The sequence below is a fragment of the Nisaea denitrificans DSM 18348 genome, assembly GCF_000426505.1.
GTDB classification, from domain to species: domain Bacteria; phylum Pseudomonadota; class Alphaproteobacteria; order Thalassobaculales; family Thalassobaculaceae; genus Nisaea; species Nisaea denitrificans.
The window spans coordinates 62,545-80,655 of the sequence record NZ_AUFM01000019.1 but is presented as its reverse complement, the minus strand read 5'-3'; the positions used below and the strand labels follow the sequence as shown (position 1 = coordinate 80,655).

Annotated in this window: 15 protein-coding genes and 1 riboswitch; of the genes, 8 read left to right on the top strand and 7 right to left on the bottom strand. The window is 60.6% G+C overall.

Annotated elements, in window-relative coordinates; translation table 11 throughout:
* Positions 1-136: 136 nt before the first annotated feature.
* The gene (locus K328_RS0114425) at positions 137-772 is read left to right on the top strand and encodes a putative 2OG-Fe(II) oxygenase (protein ID WP_028466576.1); all 636 of its coding nucleotides are present in this window, start codon (positions 137-139) and stop codon (positions 770-772) included.
* Between the two features lie 3 nt (positions 773-775).
* Here the strand turns inward: K328_RS0114425 and K328_RS0114420 are convergent, their stop codons facing one another.
* Positions 776-1,153: a hypothetical protein gene (locus K328_RS0114420; RefSeq protein WP_028466575.1), complete on the bottom strand. Its 378-nt coding sequence runs from the start codon at positions 1,151-1,153 to the stop codon at positions 776-778.
* A 117-nt stretch (positions 1,154-1,270) separates the two neighbouring features.
* Positions 1,271-1,498, top strand: a riboswitch (cobalamin riboswitch).
* A gap of 101 nt (positions 1,499-1,599) precedes the next feature.
* Here K328_RS0114420 and cobW point away from each other — a divergent pair.
* From cobW to cobO, 3 genes are read left to right on the top strand one after another with little or no spacing between them, the layout of a single operon-like run.
* Entirely contained in the window at positions 1,600-2,628 is a 1,029-nt protein-coding gene (gene cobW, locus K328_RS0114415) for a cobalamin biosynthesis protein CobW (RefSeq protein ID WP_028466574.1), read from the top strand.
* A gap of 30 nt (positions 2,629-2,658) precedes the next feature.
* Complete coding sequence (gene cobN, locus K328_RS0114410) at positions 2,659-6,417, top strand: cobaltochelatase subunit CobN (RefSeq protein WP_028466573.1); 3,759 nt, start codon at positions 2,659-2,661, stop codon at positions 6,415-6,417.
* A 50-nt stretch (positions 6,418-6,467) separates the two neighbouring features.
* Positions 6,468-7,118, top strand: coding sequence for a cob(I)yrinic acid a,c-diamide adenosyltransferase (cobO, locus tag K328_RS0114405; RefSeq protein WP_051284933.1), 651 nt, complete (start codon positions 6,468-6,470; stop codon positions 7,116-7,118).
* On the opposite strand, the gene K328_RS0114400 is transcribed toward cobO, so the two are convergent.
* The 5 genes from K328_RS0114400 to K328_RS0114380 form a co-directional block, all read right to left on the bottom strand.
* A complete protein-coding gene (locus K328_RS0114400; RefSeq protein WP_028466571.1) occupies positions 7,115-8,404 on the bottom strand; it encodes an FAD-dependent oxidoreductase in 1,290 nt (429 codons plus the stop codon). The genes cobO and K328_RS0114400 overlap by 4 nt on opposite strands.
* Positions 8,405-8,585: 181 nt before the next feature.
* Positions 8,586-9,803: an adenylate/guanylate cyclase domain-containing protein gene (locus K328_RS24160; protein WP_156901360.1), complete on the bottom strand. Its 1,218-nt coding sequence runs from the start codon at positions 9,801-9,803 to the stop codon at positions 8,586-8,588.
* A 48-nt stretch (positions 9,804-9,851) separates the two neighbouring features.
* Positions 9,852-10,880 carry an N-acetylneuraminate synthase gene (neuB, locus tag K328_RS0114390; RefSeq protein ID WP_028466570.1) on the bottom strand — a complete coding sequence of 343 codons (1,029 nt, stop codon included), beginning with the start codon at positions 10,878-10,880 and terminating at the stop codon, positions 9,852-9,854.
* A 6-nt stretch (positions 10,881-10,886) separates the two neighbouring features.
* The gene (locus K328_RS25905) at positions 10,887-11,540 is read right to left on the bottom strand and encodes an acetyltransferase (RefSeq protein WP_051284931.1); all 654 of its coding nucleotides are present in this window, start codon (positions 11,538-11,540) and stop codon (positions 10,887-10,889) included.
* A 47-nt stretch (positions 11,541-11,587) separates the two neighbouring features.
* Positions 11,588-12,250, bottom strand: a complete 663-nt coding sequence (locus tag K328_RS0114380) for an NAD-dependent epimerase/dehydratase family protein (RefSeq protein ID WP_245577549.1) — start codon at positions 12,248-12,250, stop codon at positions 11,588-11,590.
* On the opposite strand from K328_RS0114380, the gene K328_RS0114375 reads away from it, so the two are divergent.
* Genes K328_RS0114375 through hisH form a run of 3 tightly spaced genes read left to right on the top strand, consistent with a single transcriptional unit; the run spans position 12,251 to position 15,348 of the window.
* Positions 12,251-13,915, top strand: coding sequence for an N-acetyl sugar amidotransferase (locus K328_RS0114375; protein WP_245577548.1), 1,665 nt, complete (start codon positions 12,251-12,253; stop codon positions 13,913-13,915).
* Between the two features lie 24 nt (positions 13,916-13,939).
* Positions 13,940-14,707 carry an imidazole glycerol phosphate synthase subunit HisF gene (gene hisF, locus K328_RS0114370; protein ID WP_028466567.1) on the top strand — a complete coding sequence of 256 codons (768 nt, stop codon included), beginning with the start codon at positions 13,940-13,942 and terminating at the stop codon, positions 14,705-14,707.
* The gene (hisH, locus tag K328_RS0114365) at positions 14,707-15,348 is read left to right on the top strand and encodes an imidazole glycerol phosphate synthase subunit HisH (protein WP_028466566.1); all 642 of its coding nucleotides are present in this window, start codon (positions 14,707-14,709) and stop codon (positions 15,346-15,348) included. Before hisF ends, hisH begins: the two co-directional genes overlap by 1 nt.
* 18 nt (positions 15,349-15,366) lie before the next feature.
* Here the strand turns inward: hisH and K328_RS0114360 are convergent, their stop codons facing one another.
* Complete coding sequence (locus tag K328_RS0114360) at positions 15,367-16,698, bottom strand: surface carbohydrate biosynthesis protein (RefSeq protein ID WP_028466565.1); 1,332 nt, start codon at positions 16,696-16,698, stop codon at positions 15,367-15,369.
* Between the two features lie 438 nt (positions 16,699-17,136).
* On the opposite strand from K328_RS0114360, the gene K328_RS0114350 reads away from it, so the two are divergent.
* Positions 17,137-18,036, top strand: a complete 900-nt coding sequence (locus tag K328_RS0114350) for an NAD-dependent epimerase/dehydratase family protein (RefSeq protein WP_169721213.1) — start codon at positions 17,137-17,139, stop codon at positions 18,034-18,036.
* The last annotated feature ends 75 nt before the right edge of the window (positions 18,037-18,111 follow it).

Here is an 18,111-nt window from a genome sequence, read left to right as displayed (position 1 = left end):
ATTTTACAATTTTTAATTGCATAATACACCCCATCCCGGCCTTCACAAAACTACGACAAACCGGTGTTTGACCGAGCGTCGCCCTGGCATGCTATGGAAGTGACCGGACATATAATCGCTTGCAGGGGGCTGGCAGATGGAACTGAAATTCGATTCCCGCACGGATATTCTCGATGTCTTCCCGACCCGGTTGTTCATGTTCTCCATCGAAGGCAGCGCGCCGCTCAATGACGCGCTGAAAGCCGCCGTCCTGACCCGAGAGGCATCAGGCGAGCCGAATGCCGGGGGTGTTATCGGCGGCTGGCGATCCAGCGGCAATCTGTTCGACTGGCCGGACAAGGGCATCGACACCATCCGCCAAACCGCCCTCGGCGCCCTCCAGACTGTGGTGCCGCAGATCGCCGGAGGTGACTGCACATTCAACGCCCGGCTCTCTGGCTCGGCGACGGTGCTGCGCTACGGCGCCTATGAAAAAAGCCATCTGAAACCGGGACATCACCTGACGATGATCTATACGGTCGAGGCCGGCGACACACCCAGCGCCGACGCACCCGAGAGCGGGACCATCGAGATCGACGACCCCCGTGGCGCCGCCTGTCTAGCAGGACTGCCCATAGATCCTGTTGGCAGCCCCATGCTGGTCGCGCCCAAGAATGGCCAGCTCACCGTTTTCCCGAGCTGGCTCACTTTCCGCACGAACCCTTATTACGGAGATGGCGAGAGGGTTACGCTCACAATCTCGGCGGAAATCCTGAACCTCAAACGGTCCTGATTTTCAGACGGAAATATTGACCAGAGAGCCACGCTGGAGGTCTTCGGCAAGGGCAATCCGTTCGGCTCCCTCTGCTTCAGACAAAGCCCGGCGGCGCTGGTCAGCCCGGTCGGAGGCGGCGGAAGCGGCGCTTTGTGCATCGTTCAGTTCGGCCTCGCGCCGGGCGACGGCATCCTCTGCGGAACGCAGCGCAGACTGGGCTTGCGACACGGCAGCGCTTTGCTGGCCGGACGAGCCCAGAACCGCAGTGGCGGCAACCGCCGCACTGTTTTCCGCAGCAACAGGTGCGCCAGATTCCGTGGGCGAGCTTGTCTGCCCCGTTCCATTGCGGTTCAGGGTACTGAGTTGAGGTGCTATCGAAGCCGTCGCTGTGATGGCCATTTCTGGATGTCCGGTTCCGGCCCGCCGGGGCGGGGCTTCCCTTCGATATAGGCATGAATGTAGCCGATTTCAGCCTCTCCGTCGACGCGCTCCCTTGACACTGTCCCCACGCCGTCCGACAAGAGATTTGCTGACGGTTCCCGCCCTTCAACTCGGAGGGGGGATCAAAAGGGAACGCGGTCGGTTCGGCGTGTCTGCCGGATCAAGCCGCGGCTGCCCCCGCAACTGTAGCCGGCGAGCGGTCTGTCCCGAAGCCACTGGACGCAGGATTTCCTGCATCCGGGAAGGCGGACAGAACGTTATGACCCGGCGAGCCAGGAGACCTGCCGCCAGCATCGTCGCCCGCCTTGATCCGGGGTGTGATCAGGGCACGGTCTTCCGTTCGGTGACGAGAGCGCAACGCACCGATCCAAGGCATAATGCCGTGGAAGGCCCAGGAGACAGACATGACAGAGAAGATCCCCGCCACCGTTATCACCGGCTTTCTCGGCGCCGGCAAAACCAGCCTGATCCGGCATCTGGTCGAGCATAACGGCGGCCGTCGCTTCGCCTTCATCATCAACGAATTCGGCGATCTCGGCGTCGACCGCGAGCTGCTGACCGGCTGCGGTATCGAGGGCTGCAGTGACGATGACGTGGTGGAACTCGCCAACGGTTGCATCTGCTGCACCGTAGCGGACGATTTCCTGCCCGCCATCGAAGCCATCCTGGCCCGTCCGGAGCGCCCCGATCACATCATCATCGAGACCTCCGGCCTCGCCCTGCCGAAACCGCTGGTGAAAGCCTTCGCCTGGCCGGAAGTGCGCACCCGCATCACCGTCGACGGTGTGGTCACCGTGATCGACGCGGCCGCCGTTTCCGAAGGCCGCTTCGCCGACGACCACGACGCGGTGCAGGACCAGCGCTCGGCGGACGAGTCCCTCGACCATGAAAGCCCGCTGGAAGAACTGTTCGAGGAACAGCTTCAATGCGCCGACATGGTCGTTCTGAACAAGACCGACCTGCTGGACGAGGCGGGCCTCGCGAAAGTGCACGAAATCGTTGCGCCCTACCTCAGGAGCGCGGTGAAGACCGTCACCAGCGCCCATGGCCAACTCGGTGCGGATGTGCTGCTCGGCCTGGGTGCGGCAGCGGAAGACGATCTCGACAGCCGTCCGTCGCACCATGACGACGGGCATGAGCATGACCATGAGGATTTCGACAGTTTCGTGCTGCCGCTCGGCGTGGTCGATGACGCGGAAGCTCTTGAGGAACGCATCATTGCGGCCGTCGAGAGCCATGACATTCTGCGCGTGAAAGGCTTCCTCGACATTCCGGGCAAGCCGATGCGGCAGGTTATCCAGGGCGTCGGCCCGCGCATCCAGCGCTATTTCGACCGCGACTGGCAGGCCGGTGAAACACGCGCTTCAAGGCTCGTGGTAATCGGTCATCACGGGCTCGACCGGGACGCCATCGCCAGCGCCATCTCCGGATAATTCCACCGAACCGCACAAGGCGGAGGCTCCATGCATCTCCTCGCGGCAACTCCCGGCTCGGTCACGGATGGCAGCGAAGCTGTCGATCTCGGCCAGACGCCGGGCGACATCCTGTTCCTGAGCGCGGCGGACACTGAACTCGCTTGCCTCGCCCAAGGCTATGCGCAGGTGACAGCAGACCACGACGGCGCTTTCCCCAGCCTGCGGCTGGCGAACCTGATGCAGCTCGGCCACAATCTCTCCGTTGACCTCTATGTCGAAGAGATGGCCATCCACGCCAAGATGATCGTGGTCCGGGTGATCGGCGGCATCGGGTACTGGCCCTATGGCGTCGAGCAGCTCGCAGCGATCTGCCGGAAAAAGAAAATCCCGCTCGCCTTCCTGCCTGGCGACGACCAACCAGACCCGGAGCTGACCGGGTATGGCAGCCTCGACACTGCCGCCACCCAGCGGCTCTGGCGCTACATGATCGAGGGCGGGATCGGCAATGCCGCCGAGGTCATCCGTTTCGCCGCCAGCCTGATCGGAACGGAAACCGAGTGGCGTGAGCCGGCACCTCTGCCAAAGGCGGGATATTACCTGCCCGGCATGGCTCATCCGTCTCTGGAAGAGGTACTGGCCGCGTCTGAACCCGGCGCGCATCCGGCGCCTATCGTCTTTTATCGGGCACTCGTACAGGCCGGCAACACGGCTCCGGTGGATGCATTGATCGAGGCGATGCGGTCTGAGGGTCTGGCCCCGGTACCAATCTTTGTCTCCAGCCTGAAGGACCCGGTCTCCGCCGGTCTTGTGCGTGGTGCCATCGAACAGGCACCGCCGGGCGTGATCCTGAACGCCACCGGATTTGCGGTCTCCAAACCGGGCGCACCAGGGACCGAAACCCCATTCGATGGTGGCGATTGCACGGTGCTGCAGGTGATCTTTTCCGGCGGCAACCGGGAGAATTGGGAAACCTCGACCAACGGCCTTTCCGCCCGCGATATCGCCATGAACGTGGCCCTGCCGGAGGTCGACGGCCGGGTGCTGGCCCGCGCCGTCTCCTTCAAGGCGGAAGCCCGCCGGGATGAAGCGACTGAATGCTCCCTCGTCACCTATGAGCCAGTGCCGGATCGTATCACCTTCACGGCGAAGCTCGCGGCGGCGTGGGCCCGCCTGCGCGCTACCGATGCGAAAAAGCGCAAGCTGGCGATCGTGCTGGCCAATTACCCGAACAAGGACGGGCGGCTCGGCAACGGCGTCGGGCTGGACACCCCGGCCGGGACCGTCACCGTGCTGCGGGCGCTGGCCGAGGCCGGGTACGGCGTGCGCGATATCCCGATCAACGGCGATGCCCTGATCGGCCGGCTCTCCGTCGGGCCGACAAACGATCTCTCCGACCGGGCCTCCCGCAAGGGCGGCGCGCTGCTGTCACTTGCCGATTACAAGCTGGCCTACGCAAGGCTCCCGGAGACTGTCCGCACCGAGATCGAGGAACGCTGGGGGCCACCCGAAAGCGATCCTTTCGTCTCCGGCGATGCCTTCCGGCTTTCGGTCCTCTCCCTCGGCAACGTGCTCGTCGGCATCCAGCCCGCGCGTGGGTACAATATCGACCCGACGGCGAGCTATCACGACCCGGACCTGGTCCCGCCACACGGATATCTCGCCTTCTATATCTGGCTGCGCGAGCAGTTCGGCGCCCATGGCGTCGTCCATATGGGCAAGCACGGCAACACGGAATGGCTGCCTGGCAAATCGCTGGCCCTGTCCGAGAGCTGCTATCCCGAGGCCGTGTTCGGTGCGATGCCGCATCTCTATCCCTTCATCGTCAACGATCCGGGCGAGGGAACGCAGGCGAAACGCCGCTCCGCCGCCGTCATCATCGACCATCTGACACCGCCGCTGACCCGCGCGGAGAGCTACGGCCCACTGAAAGAGCTGGAAGCGCTGGTAGACGAATATTATCAGGCCGCCGGAGTTGATCCGCGCCGCCTGAAACTCCTGTCGGAGCAGATCCTGGAGAAGATGGCCTCCATCGGTCTCGACAAGGATCTCGGCCTCTCCGACCGGGACGGCGAGGCGGAGAAACTGAACCGGCTGGACGGTTATCTGTGCGAGCTGAAAGAACTGCAGATCCGGGACGGGCTGCACATCTTCGGTGCCGCGCCCGAAGGCCGCCTGCTGGACGATCTACTGACCGCTCTGGTCCGCGTGCCGCGCGGCAAGGGCGAAGGCGGAGACGCTTCCCTGCAACGGGCTCTGGCACGTGACCTCGGGCTTGAGCTGGATAGTGAGCCGTTCGATCCGCTGGCCACCGATATGGGGGCGCCATGGGAAGGCCTCCGTCCGGATGCGCTTGCCGCTGTCGATGACCAGCACTGGCGCACCCATGGCGACACGGTAGAGCGGCTGGAACTGCTGGCGCACGACCTCATCGCCGGGCGCCGGGGAGCAGCCCCCGAATGGGAGCGCACCCGCGCCGTGCTGGAGATGGTCGACAGCCATCTCCGTCCGATCGTCACGGGCTGTGGCGAGGCGGAGCGCGCGGGCCTGCTGACCGGTCTCGCCGGGCGCTTCGTTGCCCCCGGCTCGTCCGGCGCGCCGACGCGCGGACGGCCGGATGTGCTGCCGACGGGCCGGAATTTCTATTCGGTCGATACCCGCGCGGTACCAACCCCCGCCGCCTGGCAGCTCGGCTGGAAGTCCGCCTGCCTGCTGCTGGAACGCTACCGGCAGGAGAACGGCGCTTGGCCGGAGCGGCTGGCGATCTCCGCCTGGGGCACCGCCAACATGCGGACCGGCGGCGACGATATCGCCCAGGCCCTCGCCCTGATGGGCGTGAAGCCGGAATGGGACGTCGCCAGCGGCCGCGTTACCGGTTTCGAGATCCTGCCCTCCTCCGTGCTCGACCGGCCACGCGTCGACGTCACCTTCCGGGTCTCCGGCTTCTTCCGGGATGCCTTCCCGTTCCAGATCGACCTGCTGGACAGCGCCGCCCGTGCCGTCGCGAAACTGGACGAACCCGCAGCGCAGAACCCGCTCGCCGCCCGCTACAAGAGCGATGCGGCAGCTTTCGAGAAAGCCGGTGCCAGCCGGGAAGCGGCGGAAAAGCAGGCGGGTTATCGCGTTTTCGGCTCAAAGCCCGGAGCCTATGGCGCCGGCCTGCAGGCAATGATCGACGAGCAGCTCTGGGAAAACGAGGAAGACCTCGCAAACGCCTATGTTGCCTGGGGCGGCTATGCCTATGGCCAGGGCGCCGAGGGCGAGGCCGCGCATGCGCTGTTCGAGTCCCGCCTGAAGGATGTGGAGCTGGTGCTGCACAATCAGGACAACCGCGAGCACGATCTGCTGGACAGCGACGATTACTACCAGTTCGAGGGCGGCATCACCGCTGCCATCCGGCATCTTTCCGGCAATCAGCCGACGGTCTATCACAACGACCATTCGCGGCCGGAGAACCCGCGTATCCGCTCACTCGAGGAAGAGGTCGCGCGTGTCGTCCGGGCACGCGTGGTGAACCCGAAATGGATCGCAGGCGTGATGCGGCACGGATACAAGGGCGCCTTCGAAATGGCCGCCACCGTCGATTACATGTTCGCCTTCGCCGCCACCGCGCGCTGCGTCGGCGATCATCATTTCGATGCCGTGTTCGACGCCTATCTCGGCGATGACGAAGTCCGCACCTTCCTGGAGCGGCACAATCCGGCCGCTCTGAAGGAGATGGCGGCGAAGCTCAGGGAAGCACTGGATCGCGGGTTATGGCGTCCGCGCCGGAACGCGGCGCACGAGGAATTGACGGCATTGGCTGGTTGACCCACGTGGGTTGCCGGGTGCCATGATGGACGGCAAGAGGGAGCGAGAACATGAGCGACGAAAATATCGAGGCAGGCAGCGAGCCGGAAGCTGGAATAGATCCGGAAAAGGCCGCACGTCATGCCGAGAAGATGGCGAAGAAAAAGGCCGCCCGGAACAAGATCATGGCCACCAAGACCGAAACCGGCGGCCTGCTGATCGTCCATACCGGCAAAGGCAAAGGCAAGAGCACAGCCGCCTTCGGCATGGTCTGCCGGGCCCTCGGCCATGGCATGAATGTCGGCGTCGTGCAGTTCGTCAAAGGCAAGTGGGAGACCGGTGAGCGCAAGGTGCTGGAAGCCTTCGCGGATCAGATCTCCATCCGCACCATGGGGGAAGGCTTCACCTGGGACACCCAGGACCTGAACCGTGACATCGCCGCCGCCCGTGCCGCCTGGGAGCAGGCGAAGGAACTGATGGCGGACCCGGACATCGACATGGTGCTGATGGATGAGCTGAACATCGTCCTGCGCTACGATTACCTGCCGCTTGAGGAAGTCGTCGAAACCCTGAAGAACAAGCGCCCGGACCTGCATGTCATCGTCACCGGCCGGAACGCCAAGGAAGAGTTGATCGAGGCGGCCCATCTGGTGACCGAGATGACCCAGATCAAGCATCCGTTCCGTCAGGGCTTCAAGGCCCAAGCAGGGATTGAGTTCTAGGACGGCAACAGAGGCAACCGGGCCCTCAGGGTCGATGCGATGCCGTTGATCTTCGGGTCGCGGGCGTAACTCTCCCACGCCCCGTCGACGAAATTGACATAGCGCGTCGTGCAGAGGTCACGGAAAGCGTCGAACCGCGCACGGTCCGCCGGCGAGAAGAAGATATGCCGCCGCTGTGGCTGCTGGACCGCGATCTCGATCCGGACGTCGCCATAGAACGACCGGCAGATCTCCTGCACATGCGCCTGCAATTCCGGCGCGCTTTTCCCGTCCGGCATATGCTCCACCGTGACGGAGTGCCCGCCCTCCCGCGGATAGCTGAAAATCCGCGTGATCGGGCTGCCGGTGCTGTAGACCTGCATATAGTGGGGATCGGCCGGAAGCCCGGGGCCGGAGATGCTGCCCGCGCTCACGGTGATATCCACAAAGGGATCATCAAGGCGCCCCAATCCGGCGGCGGCAATCACCGGGGTCGGGTTCGCCGCCCAGACGATCAGGTCCGGCCTCAGGGTCTCTCCGCGCAGCTTCAAAATGGCAGTGTCATCTTTGAACCGCGGCACGACCGGCTGGCCTGTGCAAACAATGACGCCTGCCTCGGTCAGAATGGTTTCGAACACATCGAAAAAGGCGTTGTAGCCATGGGTTGGCAGACTGCCGATCGGCCGCCCCTCGCCCCGGACCGTGCGCGGCAGCCCCAGCAAATCGTCCGCAACGGGCGAGCCGGCCTTCAGAGTATCGATCTCTTTAACATCACCGCGCAGGTAGAGACGCCCAAGCTGGACGTTGTAGGCATTTCCCGCATCAATCGCTTCCGGATCGGCCCCGAGATGTCTGAGCCATCCAAGCACGGCGTCACCGATAGCCGGCGGATAACAATGCATCCTGTCCGCCAGACTGACGCATGCGCGGAAGGTCTCAGGATCGGCAAGACCATCCGGCGGCGCATCGAAAACGGGCGCCTCGAAATCCTCATGCGAGACGGCACCGAAACCGAGATCGGTATAGGAGCCGTAATAGTGCGCGAACCGATAAAGATTGTTTTGCAGCACGTCCGGCAAAGCCTTGTGCCACGCCTGCTCCGTGCGCAGATACTGGCAGCCATTGAAATACCATTTCCCGCCGCTCTCGAGGTCGCGCAGGATGCCACCAAGCAGCGGTTTAGCTTCGTAGAGTGTCACCAGAAACCCGAGGCGAGCAAGATCGAGAGCCGTCGCGCACCCGGTGATACCGCCGCCGACAACAGCAGCTGTCTTGCCGCCCCGCTCCGTATCCCCACGCATGGTCATTACGTCGCCCGAGGAGCCGGGTCGGTGTCGAAATCAGGCATCGATAAAACGGGGCTCAGTGACAAATCGGCGATCCTCTTCACGCGCCGGCGATCTGGTATCGGGACCGGCCATCTTTGCAATCCTACAGGAAGAGGACTGTCAGGAGGCAACCCGCGTCTTCATTATGCGGCTCACGATGTCACTCCGGGACGTAGATATCCTGCGTGCCGGGCAGGCCGCGCAGGCTGAAATCGCCAAGTTTGCGGACAGGAACCGGCAGGCATTCGGCGAAGGTCTTCGACATCAGGATCGGCTCATGCAAGGTGCGGCACTTGGCGCCGATCCGGGCAGCAAGATTCACGTCCTTGCCGATCACCGTAAAATCCAGCCTCTCGCCGGAGCCGACATTGCCAAAGGCGACCTTGCCGTGATGCAGGGCGACGCCCGCCTTGACCTCTACATCCGCTCCCCATTGCGAGGTGTCCAGCGCATCGAGGCAAGCCTGCCCTTCTATCGCGGCCTCAAGCGCACCGCCCCGGCAGAGCTGGCACTCCCCGATACCCGAGGGATCCTGGAATATCGCAAGGATCCCGTCACCGGTGAATTTCAGAACCTCGCCGCCGTGTTTCAGGATCGGCGGGATGATGCAGTCGTAATAGGCGTCCAGCAGCTCCACCGTCTGCTTGTCGCCGAGCCGGTCGGAAAGCAGCGTGAAATCGCGCATGTCGGCGACCAGGATCGCCGCCTCCATCGTGTTAACCACGCCACGCCGAACCTCACCGGCGAGAATGCGGCCGCCGGGCTCGCGGCCAACATACATGGCAAGTACATCATCCATGCTGCGATAGACGGACATCAGCTCCAGCACGATCTTCGCCGTTGGCATGATCTGCTGCAGCAAGGCGATGTCCCGCTCTGAGAAGCCTTGAATTTCACGACTGGCAAAAGTCAGCGCATTCCGCATACCGTTGGCGAAGATGATCGGCACGCACAGATAATCCGAATATCCGAGCGCCTTCAGGTCGTCCAGAATCGGAAATTCCGCCGCACTCTTCTCGTCAATCCGCCGATGGAGCCAGCTCCCGGTCTCATGCACCAGCCGGAGTGGGCTTTCCTCATAAATCCTGGCATTGCCCGGCGCGTAATGCCAGGGCTTGACCTCGACCCCCTGCCCCATGCGCCACTCGCAATGCACGCCTTCCTTGATCGCGTGCAGCACCATAAGGATCGCCGTGCCGCGCTCGACCGGAACGCCAGCCAGAGCCAGACGACGGCAGAACTCATCCCAGAGCAGGCCAAGATCACGGCCCTCGCGGGAGACCTGCAGCAGCCAATCCGAAATCTCGCGCGCAGTCAGCATATCCTCGGCGCTGAGGATCGACGGCGGAGCCGCCGGACGGTCGGTGATTGTTTTCATGCGCGGGTAGATGGGGCGGAAGGAGTGCAGGGACAAGGTACTTTTGCGTCAGCCGATATCAGCGAGGCTCAAAAGTGTCCCGGCCGGGATCGCCCGCATGGCGCGACGGCCGATCACCATATCCGCACGCGACGGTGCGATGCCGTCTCCCGGCCGCAGATATGTCAGGTCAGCGGCCGTGATTTCTGCCCCTTCGGCGATATCCGCGCGAGCGGCAATGCTGCGCCGGGCGACCAGTGCCACCTTGCGTTCCGCCTCCGTCGGCTGCTTGCGGCCATTGCCGATAGCAGCCTCGGTAATCCGGATATTATCGACCATCCGCTTCAGCTCGGCCGGATCGAGAGATGCCTTGTGATCCGGCCCCGGGAGGTTCTTATCAAGTGTGAAGTGCTTCTCGATAATAGTTGCGCCTCGTGCCACGGCAGCGATGGTCACGGTATCGCCGAGCGTATGATCGGACCAGCCGATGGGATACCCGAAAGCCGTCCGGAGCGTATCCATGGCCGCCAAGTTCGCATCCGACGGATCGGCCGGATAATCGCTGACACAATGCAGCAGGCTGATATCACCCGCGCCACTCTCAGCCAGCCAGCCGAGTGCCTGCTCGATCTCCCCGAGATTGGCCATACCGGACGACATGATCACCGGCAGCCCGGCCCCGCCGATCGCCCGCACCAGTTCGGGATTGGTGATCTCGCCCGAGGGAATTTTCAGGCGGCGCACCTTCAGGGACAGCAGATGATCAAGGCTGACAGGGTCAAACGCCGTCGACATGAACTCGATGCCGAGCGAGGCGGAATATGCGGCCAACTCGCTAAAGGCTTCCAGCGGCAGTTCAAGATCCGCCAGCATGTCCTTCTGGGAACCCGAGGCTCCGGAGTTGGTTTTCTGGTAGTCAGCCATGGGAGCCGTTGCCGCGACAATGGACTCCAGCGAGAAGGTCTGAAACTTGACGGCATCCGCGCCAGCTGCGGCTGCGGCTTCCACCAGACGGCGCGCCATGGCGAGGTCGCCGTTGTGATTGACCCCGGCTTCGGCAATGACGAAGACCCGGCCCGCTTCCGAACTATTCTGCATATATCCTCACAGCACCGTCGCGCCCGGTGCGCGCTTACGGATCAAGACTGCGGGAACACCGCCCCATAATTCGTCGCTGCCTGCGTCGGAGGCCAGGAAGGACCCGCCGCCAATAACGGCACTCTGTCCGATCGTGCGACCGTGGGACACGGCGGCACCAATGCCGATATAGGCACCAGCCCCGATCCGGCAATCGCCGCCCACCGTCGCGCCCGGAGCGAGCGCCGCATAATCGCCTAGCCTGCAATCATGCTCCAGGATCGCGCCCGTATTCAGAACACAAAAGGCATCGATTTCCGCGCCGGGATTCACAATCACTCCAGGCATCAATACGCTTCCCTCACCGATCAAGACGCCTTCGGCCACTGCGGCGGACGAAGCCACGATGGCAGGGAAGCTGGAGAAACCGGCCTGTTTGTAGCGGGTCACGGTTTCCCTGCGGCGCACACCTTCACCGAGAGCGATGATGACAGCTTCCCCACAGCGAGCCTCGAGGAATGTGTCTTCGTCCTGTACCGACCTTCCCAGGAAAGACGCGCCCTCAGCCGGGTCCCGGTCAATGAAGGAGACGATGTCGAGTTGGTCACCCGCCTCAACCATCATGGCGATGACCTTGGCGTGACCTCCGCAGCCGACAATATGGACCGGAGCTCGTGGCACAATGCGTTCCTTACGTGCGAACTTGTACGTTCGCTCTACGCGGCAGTTCACGCATCGTCAAGAATACTGCGCAGCCCTTCCCGGTAGGTGGAGTATGCCAGCTTGACACCAAGTTCGGACTTGATCCGCGCGGTATCGAGCCTTTTGCACTCGGAATAAAACGACCGCGCCATCGGAGACAGCTCCGCACTGTCAAACGGAATCGGCTCAGGCGCCTCCATATCGAGAAGTTCCGCGGCGTAGCGGATGACGTCTCCGCTGGGACAGGCTTCATCATCCGCGACATTGTAGATTCGGCCATGATTCGGTCGCTGCATCGAGGCCATCAATATAGTCCCGATATCATCGACATGGATGCGGTTGAAGACCTGGCCCGGCTTATCGATGATCCGTGCCTTGCCACTGCGCAATTGATCTATGGCGCTCCGGCCGGGCCCGTAGATCCCGGAAAGCCTGAACACCTGAACGGAGACGTCAGTATTCTCGAAAGCGGAAACCCAGGCACGTTCCGCCGCAAGGCGGCGTCTGCCGCGCTCGGATCCCGGATTGGGAAGATCGGTCTCGTGCACCACGGCGCCACCACGGTCACCATAGACAGCCGGTGTCGAGAGATAGCCGACCCATTCAAGGCTCGGCAAAGCGCGCAGATCAGCCAAATGCTGGAGTAGCGCAGGGTCACCTTCCTCACCAGGCGGGATCGAAGCAACCAAGTGTGTAACGTTACGGAAAACATCAAATCCGCCAGCGACCGGGGCGTCACCGCAAAAGCGATACAATTCCAGATCTTCGTTAGGCTCCTTCTCTCGCAAACTGCGAACGGTCCCGGCCGTCCGCCAGCCAGAGAGCCGCAGTCGAGATGCCAACCGAGAACAGGTGTACCCAAAACCGAAACAGAAAAGCTGCCCGCTTACACCTGCACGGACGCCAAGCTGTTTCTGTTCCATTTTTACTCACCTTCTCGGAGGGCCGTACGGGTAAAAATATTGCTTTTAAAAGAAGCAATCGTGTTAGGAAACCGGATCAGCGCAGAAATCCATCAATCCAAGGCTTCCATGTATAAATATCCAGCGCACGTCGATATCGACTTTTCGAGCTTTGCAGCTGACAATCCTGAACCGAAAACCCGCTACGGGCTTCCGCAGGATATCGAGTTCTGTACACGGTGTGTGATCTCGAATCAGCGCCCGAACTCGACTGTCGAATTCAAGCACACAAAACAGAGCCACAAAGCGACAATCGCTCTGGATGAAGAGGGTGTATGCGACGCTTGCCGTGTCGCCGAGGAAAAACACACCATCATCGACTGGGGCGGGCGCGAAGAGGAACTGATTGCGCTCTGTGACCAGCACCGAAGCAAGGACGGAAGCTACGATTGTCTCGTTCCCGGCTCAGGCGGCAAGGACAGCTTTTACGCGGCTCATATCCTGAAAACCAAATACGGGATGCATCCGCTGACCGTGACCTGGGCACCTCACATCCATACGGACTGGGGATGGAAGAACTTCGAATCATGGATCCATGCCGGATTCGACAACTATCTATGCACGCCGAATGGCAGAGTGCATCGCCTGCTGACCCGTCTCTCGGTGGAAAACCTCTACCATCCGTTTCAGCCTTTCGTTCTAGGCCAGAAAAATCTCGCGCCGAAGCTGGCCGAGCGTTTCAATATTCCGCTGGTGTTCTATGGCGAGAACGAAGCCGAGTACGGCAATCCGAAAACCGACGTTGTCACCCCGATCCGCTCCAACACTTATTACGCGGCCAAGGATTTCGATAATATTTACTTGGGCGGGGTCTCGCTCACCGAGCTGCAAGAGGATTTTGGGCTCGAGGAGCAGGATTTCATCCCTTACATGCCTGCAGACCCGGACCGTCTGGAGAAGGTCGGAATTGAGGTCCATTATCTCGGTTATTATCTGAAGTGGCACCCTCAGAGTGCCTACTATTATTCCGTCGAGCATGGCGGATTCCAAGCTTCTCCGGAGCGGACACCCGGCACCTACAGCAAGTACAACAGCATCGACGATAAGATCGACGACCTGCATTACTTCTGCACCCACGTAAAGTTCGGCATCGGCCGTGCAACGTATGATGCCGCACAGGAGATACGATCCAAGGACATTCTCCGTGAGGAGGGCGTAGCTCTGGCAAAACGGTTCGACGGTGAGTATCCAGACCGTTTTGAAGCGGACAACTTCGCCTACATGAGCATTACTGAAGATCAATACCCCGTAGCCGCGAAGAACTTCGAAAATCAAAAAATGACCCGTGATTATTTTCTGCACCTCGCAGACCGATTCCGCTCGCCGCACCTCTGGCAGCGCTCGGAGAATGGGGAATGGTCACTGCGCAGAACGGTCTGGCAACAGAATTGACGGTTGGCCACGGAGCCCATTGAAATGCGCCCGATCCGATTAATCGCCCGGCTTGATATCAAGGGCCCGAACCTGATTAAAGGCATCCACCTCGAAGGCCTGCGCGTCATCGGAGATCCGCAAACCTATGCTCAGCGCTATTACGAGCAGGGAATTGACGAGATCATTTATATGGACACGGTCGCGAGCCTCTACGGACGCAACAATCTCACCGAAATTCTCGAACACACTGCGCACCATGTGTTTGTCCCTATTACAGTCGGTGGCGGTGTCCGATCGGTCGAAGATGCGCGGAAGCTGCTGCGGTCTGGGGCGGACAAGGTCGCAATCAATACGGCGGCTATCGCCCGTCCCGAGCTGATATCGGAAATCGCGGAAGAATTCGGCAGCCAAGCGGTCGTGCTTTCTGTCGAAGCGAAGCGGCAGAACTCCGGCGGATGGGAAGCCTATACCGACAACGGTCGGGAGCATTCTGGGCGCGACGTTATCGAATGGGTCCAGGAAGCGGAAAAACTGGGCGCCGGCGAATTATTGCTGACCTCGATTGATCAGGAGGGCACACGGAAAGGGTTCGATATCGCGTTGTTGAGCGCGATATCGGGCCTTGTCAGTATCCCAGTCATCGCTTCCGGCGGGATGGGGTCTGTGGAGGATCTTGTCGCCGCCGTGCAAGACGGGCATGCAGATGCAGTCGCCATGGCCGACATCCTGCACTACGACCGCATGACGATCGCAGAAATCCGTGATCAAGCCCTGGCCGCAAACATGAACATACGGGAGCTGTCGATCTGATGAGTGCTCCAAGGGTAACAGTTCTCGATTTCGGCATAGGAAATCTGTACAGCGTCTGCCGCGCCGTCGAAAAATCCGGGGCCTCGGTGGAGCTGGTCGACAAATGCCCGCGGGCAGATCAGGTCGAACGCCTGCTGCTGCCTGGAGTCGGTGCCTTCGCGAAATGCCTTGATGCCATGAGGCGCTATGGAGCGGTTGATCTGGCGCGGGAATTCGCCCTGACTGGCCGGCCGTTGCTCGGCATTTGTGTCGGCATGCAGGCACTCTTTGAGATTGGTGAAGAATTCGGAGAGCATCAGGGCATCGGATTGATCGCCGGACGTGTAAAGCAGCTGCAGCCAGCGGCCGGCAACAACGCGTTCAAACTGCCTCATATCGGCTGGGCGCCGCTTGAATGCCCGCGGCCGGGCAGATGGGACTCAAGCCCGCTTCGATCGGTGAAGCCGGGCGAGTTCGCCTATTTCGTGCACAGCTACCATGGCCTGCCGGATGATCCAGAAGCCGTCCTGGCGACAACGACTTATGATGGGACAAAAGTCACCGCAGCCGTGATCAAAGAGAATGTGACCGGAGTGCAGTTCCATCCGGAGCGGAGCGGGCCGGTCGGACTCAAGATCATGGAATCCTTTGTGCACTCATAATGCCGAAGCCGGGCCGCGTCAGTCCACAGGCGTGAACACAAAGAGTGAATCGCCTATTTTCTCGGCTTTGGCACTGAACCCGATGCCCGTCGCCTTAACCAGATTGGTCACTTTCTGGTTCAATTGCTTGATGTCGAGATCGATCTTCTTGCGCTGATACTGTGACCTGTTGACGGCGACCCTGAGCCCCCTGCCATCACGGAAGACCGACCCAGCGGAACGCGCCACCTCGAGAGTGTCGATGCCATGGAAGATACCAGCGGTCGCCAGCTTCTGGTCCAATCCCGAAATGTGCTGCCGGAGAATCTGATCTCGATCCTGCCGGATCGCTCTGATAGCGCCTTCCCGGTCCCGAATACCCGCTTCCACTGCATCGAACAGGCTATCCATGTCGCGGAATACAGGGGTTACAAGATTGGAGAGGAAAATTGACTCGACCCAGTTTGTATAGAACGCATAGGCACCCACCGGAACGCCGAGCACCATGGCTTCCGTGCCGGTAGTGCAGGTATTGTGGATGAAATAATCGGCCCCCAGCATCCAAGGCACGGCCGAACCCTCGAAAACGACATGGATGCGCTCTTCTCCAGACAACGCGTCCGTCCAGGACTTTACGTCCTCGGCAGGATGCGGCCGCAGGACAATCTGGTGATCGGGGAACCGATCGCGGAGCTTCCGGGTCATGACCTTGAAAGCGGCCATATTCATCACTTCTAGATCGTAAAAATCATCGAAGAACTTCCGGTCCTCCGGATCCGACCGATTGGCGTATCCGACATTTTCACAGACCTTGACGAAGTTTTCAGGCTTGCCCCAGGCCGTGTTGACATAGCCGAAATTTGTATTGATCAGGATATATCGGCCGTACCGGGTCCGGTAGGCCTGCGCATCTTCGTCGAACGCTTTGGTGAATTCCTTGCGCAGCAGATCGAACCGCGGATTGCCGGTGATTGTGAAACGGTCCTGAAAATCGGGAAACGCGTCGGCGTAGATATCGTACTGATTCTGCCCCTGCAGAAAGAAGCGGTCGATCAGTGGCAGAGCTTCCAGCGACACTTCCTTCAGCACGAACTTCCGGTCAGCGATCGCAGTGACCTCCTCATCGATCGCAACGATCTTGTGGCCGTGTTTGTTGGCATGCGACATCCAGACGGACTGAACCTTGTTCGTCCCTTTGAAAAAGACAATTCCCGGAGCGAGATTCGGCAGGTTGTTAACCATGAGCCATTGCTGGCCGATCACGACTCTGTAGCCTTTCTGCATGGCCGCCATGACGAGCAGAAGGCGCGCATCGAGTTCGCGAGCAGCCTCCTCAATTGGTAAATACAGATGCTTATAAGATTTACTCATCAACCTGCTAACTAGGTAAGAAATTTCAGCGTTCTATTTAGCGTTTCGATCCCTGCGCTAGCAAGCTGGCAATCCGGGAGAGGAGCAAGTTTTCCTGAGCTTTTTCTTATCCAGAGCAAATATCATCTACTTCGAACTTGCCCCCGTCTGTGCGACCCTCTACCCAGAGTGCTTCGTCCCAGGACCATGTTGGTCATGGTCGGCCGCAATGCCTACAAGTCGGCGGCCGCTTCGAACGCCACTCCTCCGCTTTCCTTCATGAATTGAGATGTCAGACTTTCGCCGACAGAGCGGTTTGTCTTGATCAGGATAATGTACTGACCCAAGCTATGACTCTAAGCAAACAGCCTGTCCTGCACTGACGCTTGAAAACTCAGCCTTCATGCTCCGCGATATCGAGTCCACCACGACAACAGACATTATTCCGGGACAACAATAGTGACCCCACCCGTTATTCTGACAGGTGCAGGATCGTTTCTGGGAGAATATGTGCTCAAGGCCCTTGATGCGGAAGGGGTCGATACTTTCGCCCTTTCCCGACAGGCGGTAGCCACCTGCACACGCCACAGCCTATCCGCACGAATTAAGCCCGTCGAGGCCGACCTGTCCGCCTCCAGACTCGACTGGTCCCCACCGTCAGACAGCCCGCACATAATCATTCACCTTGCTTTCGACCGCATGTCGTCGGGCGACAGCCCGCACGGCGCTGAAATCAATAACCGGATCACACGCAACGTCCTCGGCCTTTGCCGCGCCTCAAAGGGCTCCTCGATCGTGAACGCCTCGAGTACTTCGGTATATGGAAAGCCGGAAGGTGGAATGGTTTCCACAGAGACGGCACCAATATCTCCGTCAGAATATGGAGCATCCAAGTTGTTGGCGGAGCAGCTCCTCGCCGAGGCGCCGGAAGTAGCTTCCGTCTTTTCAGTCAGGCTTCCTGCAGTCCTCGGACGCGGTGCCCACCCGGAGAACTGGCTTGTCCGCATGGCCCAGCGCTTGATACAGAATAAAGATCTGACCTACTCCTCACCGGACTTCAAATTCAACAATGCCGTCCTCGCAACAGACGTAGCGAAGTTCTTCGTCAAACTTGCCGTGACGAGCCATTTACCACCAGATGTTAGAGTACCCATCGGATCCACCTCTGGACCGTGCCTCGCAGAAATCCTGCATCAGATGCGGAGCGATCTCGATTCAAAGTCCAGGCTGAAAACTTCGCCCGCGAATCAACCACCGTTCGGAATTGACAATTCCGCCGCTAAAAAACTGGGCTACCGACCTCGCAGCATAATGGAAACAATCAGGCAATTTACGCGGGACTTCGCTCAAGGCGCTTAGAATGCGCGTCTCTGCCAAGATCGGTTAATATGTTCGAAGAGCGTCATCACCATGATATTGAGAACGGCATCAGCG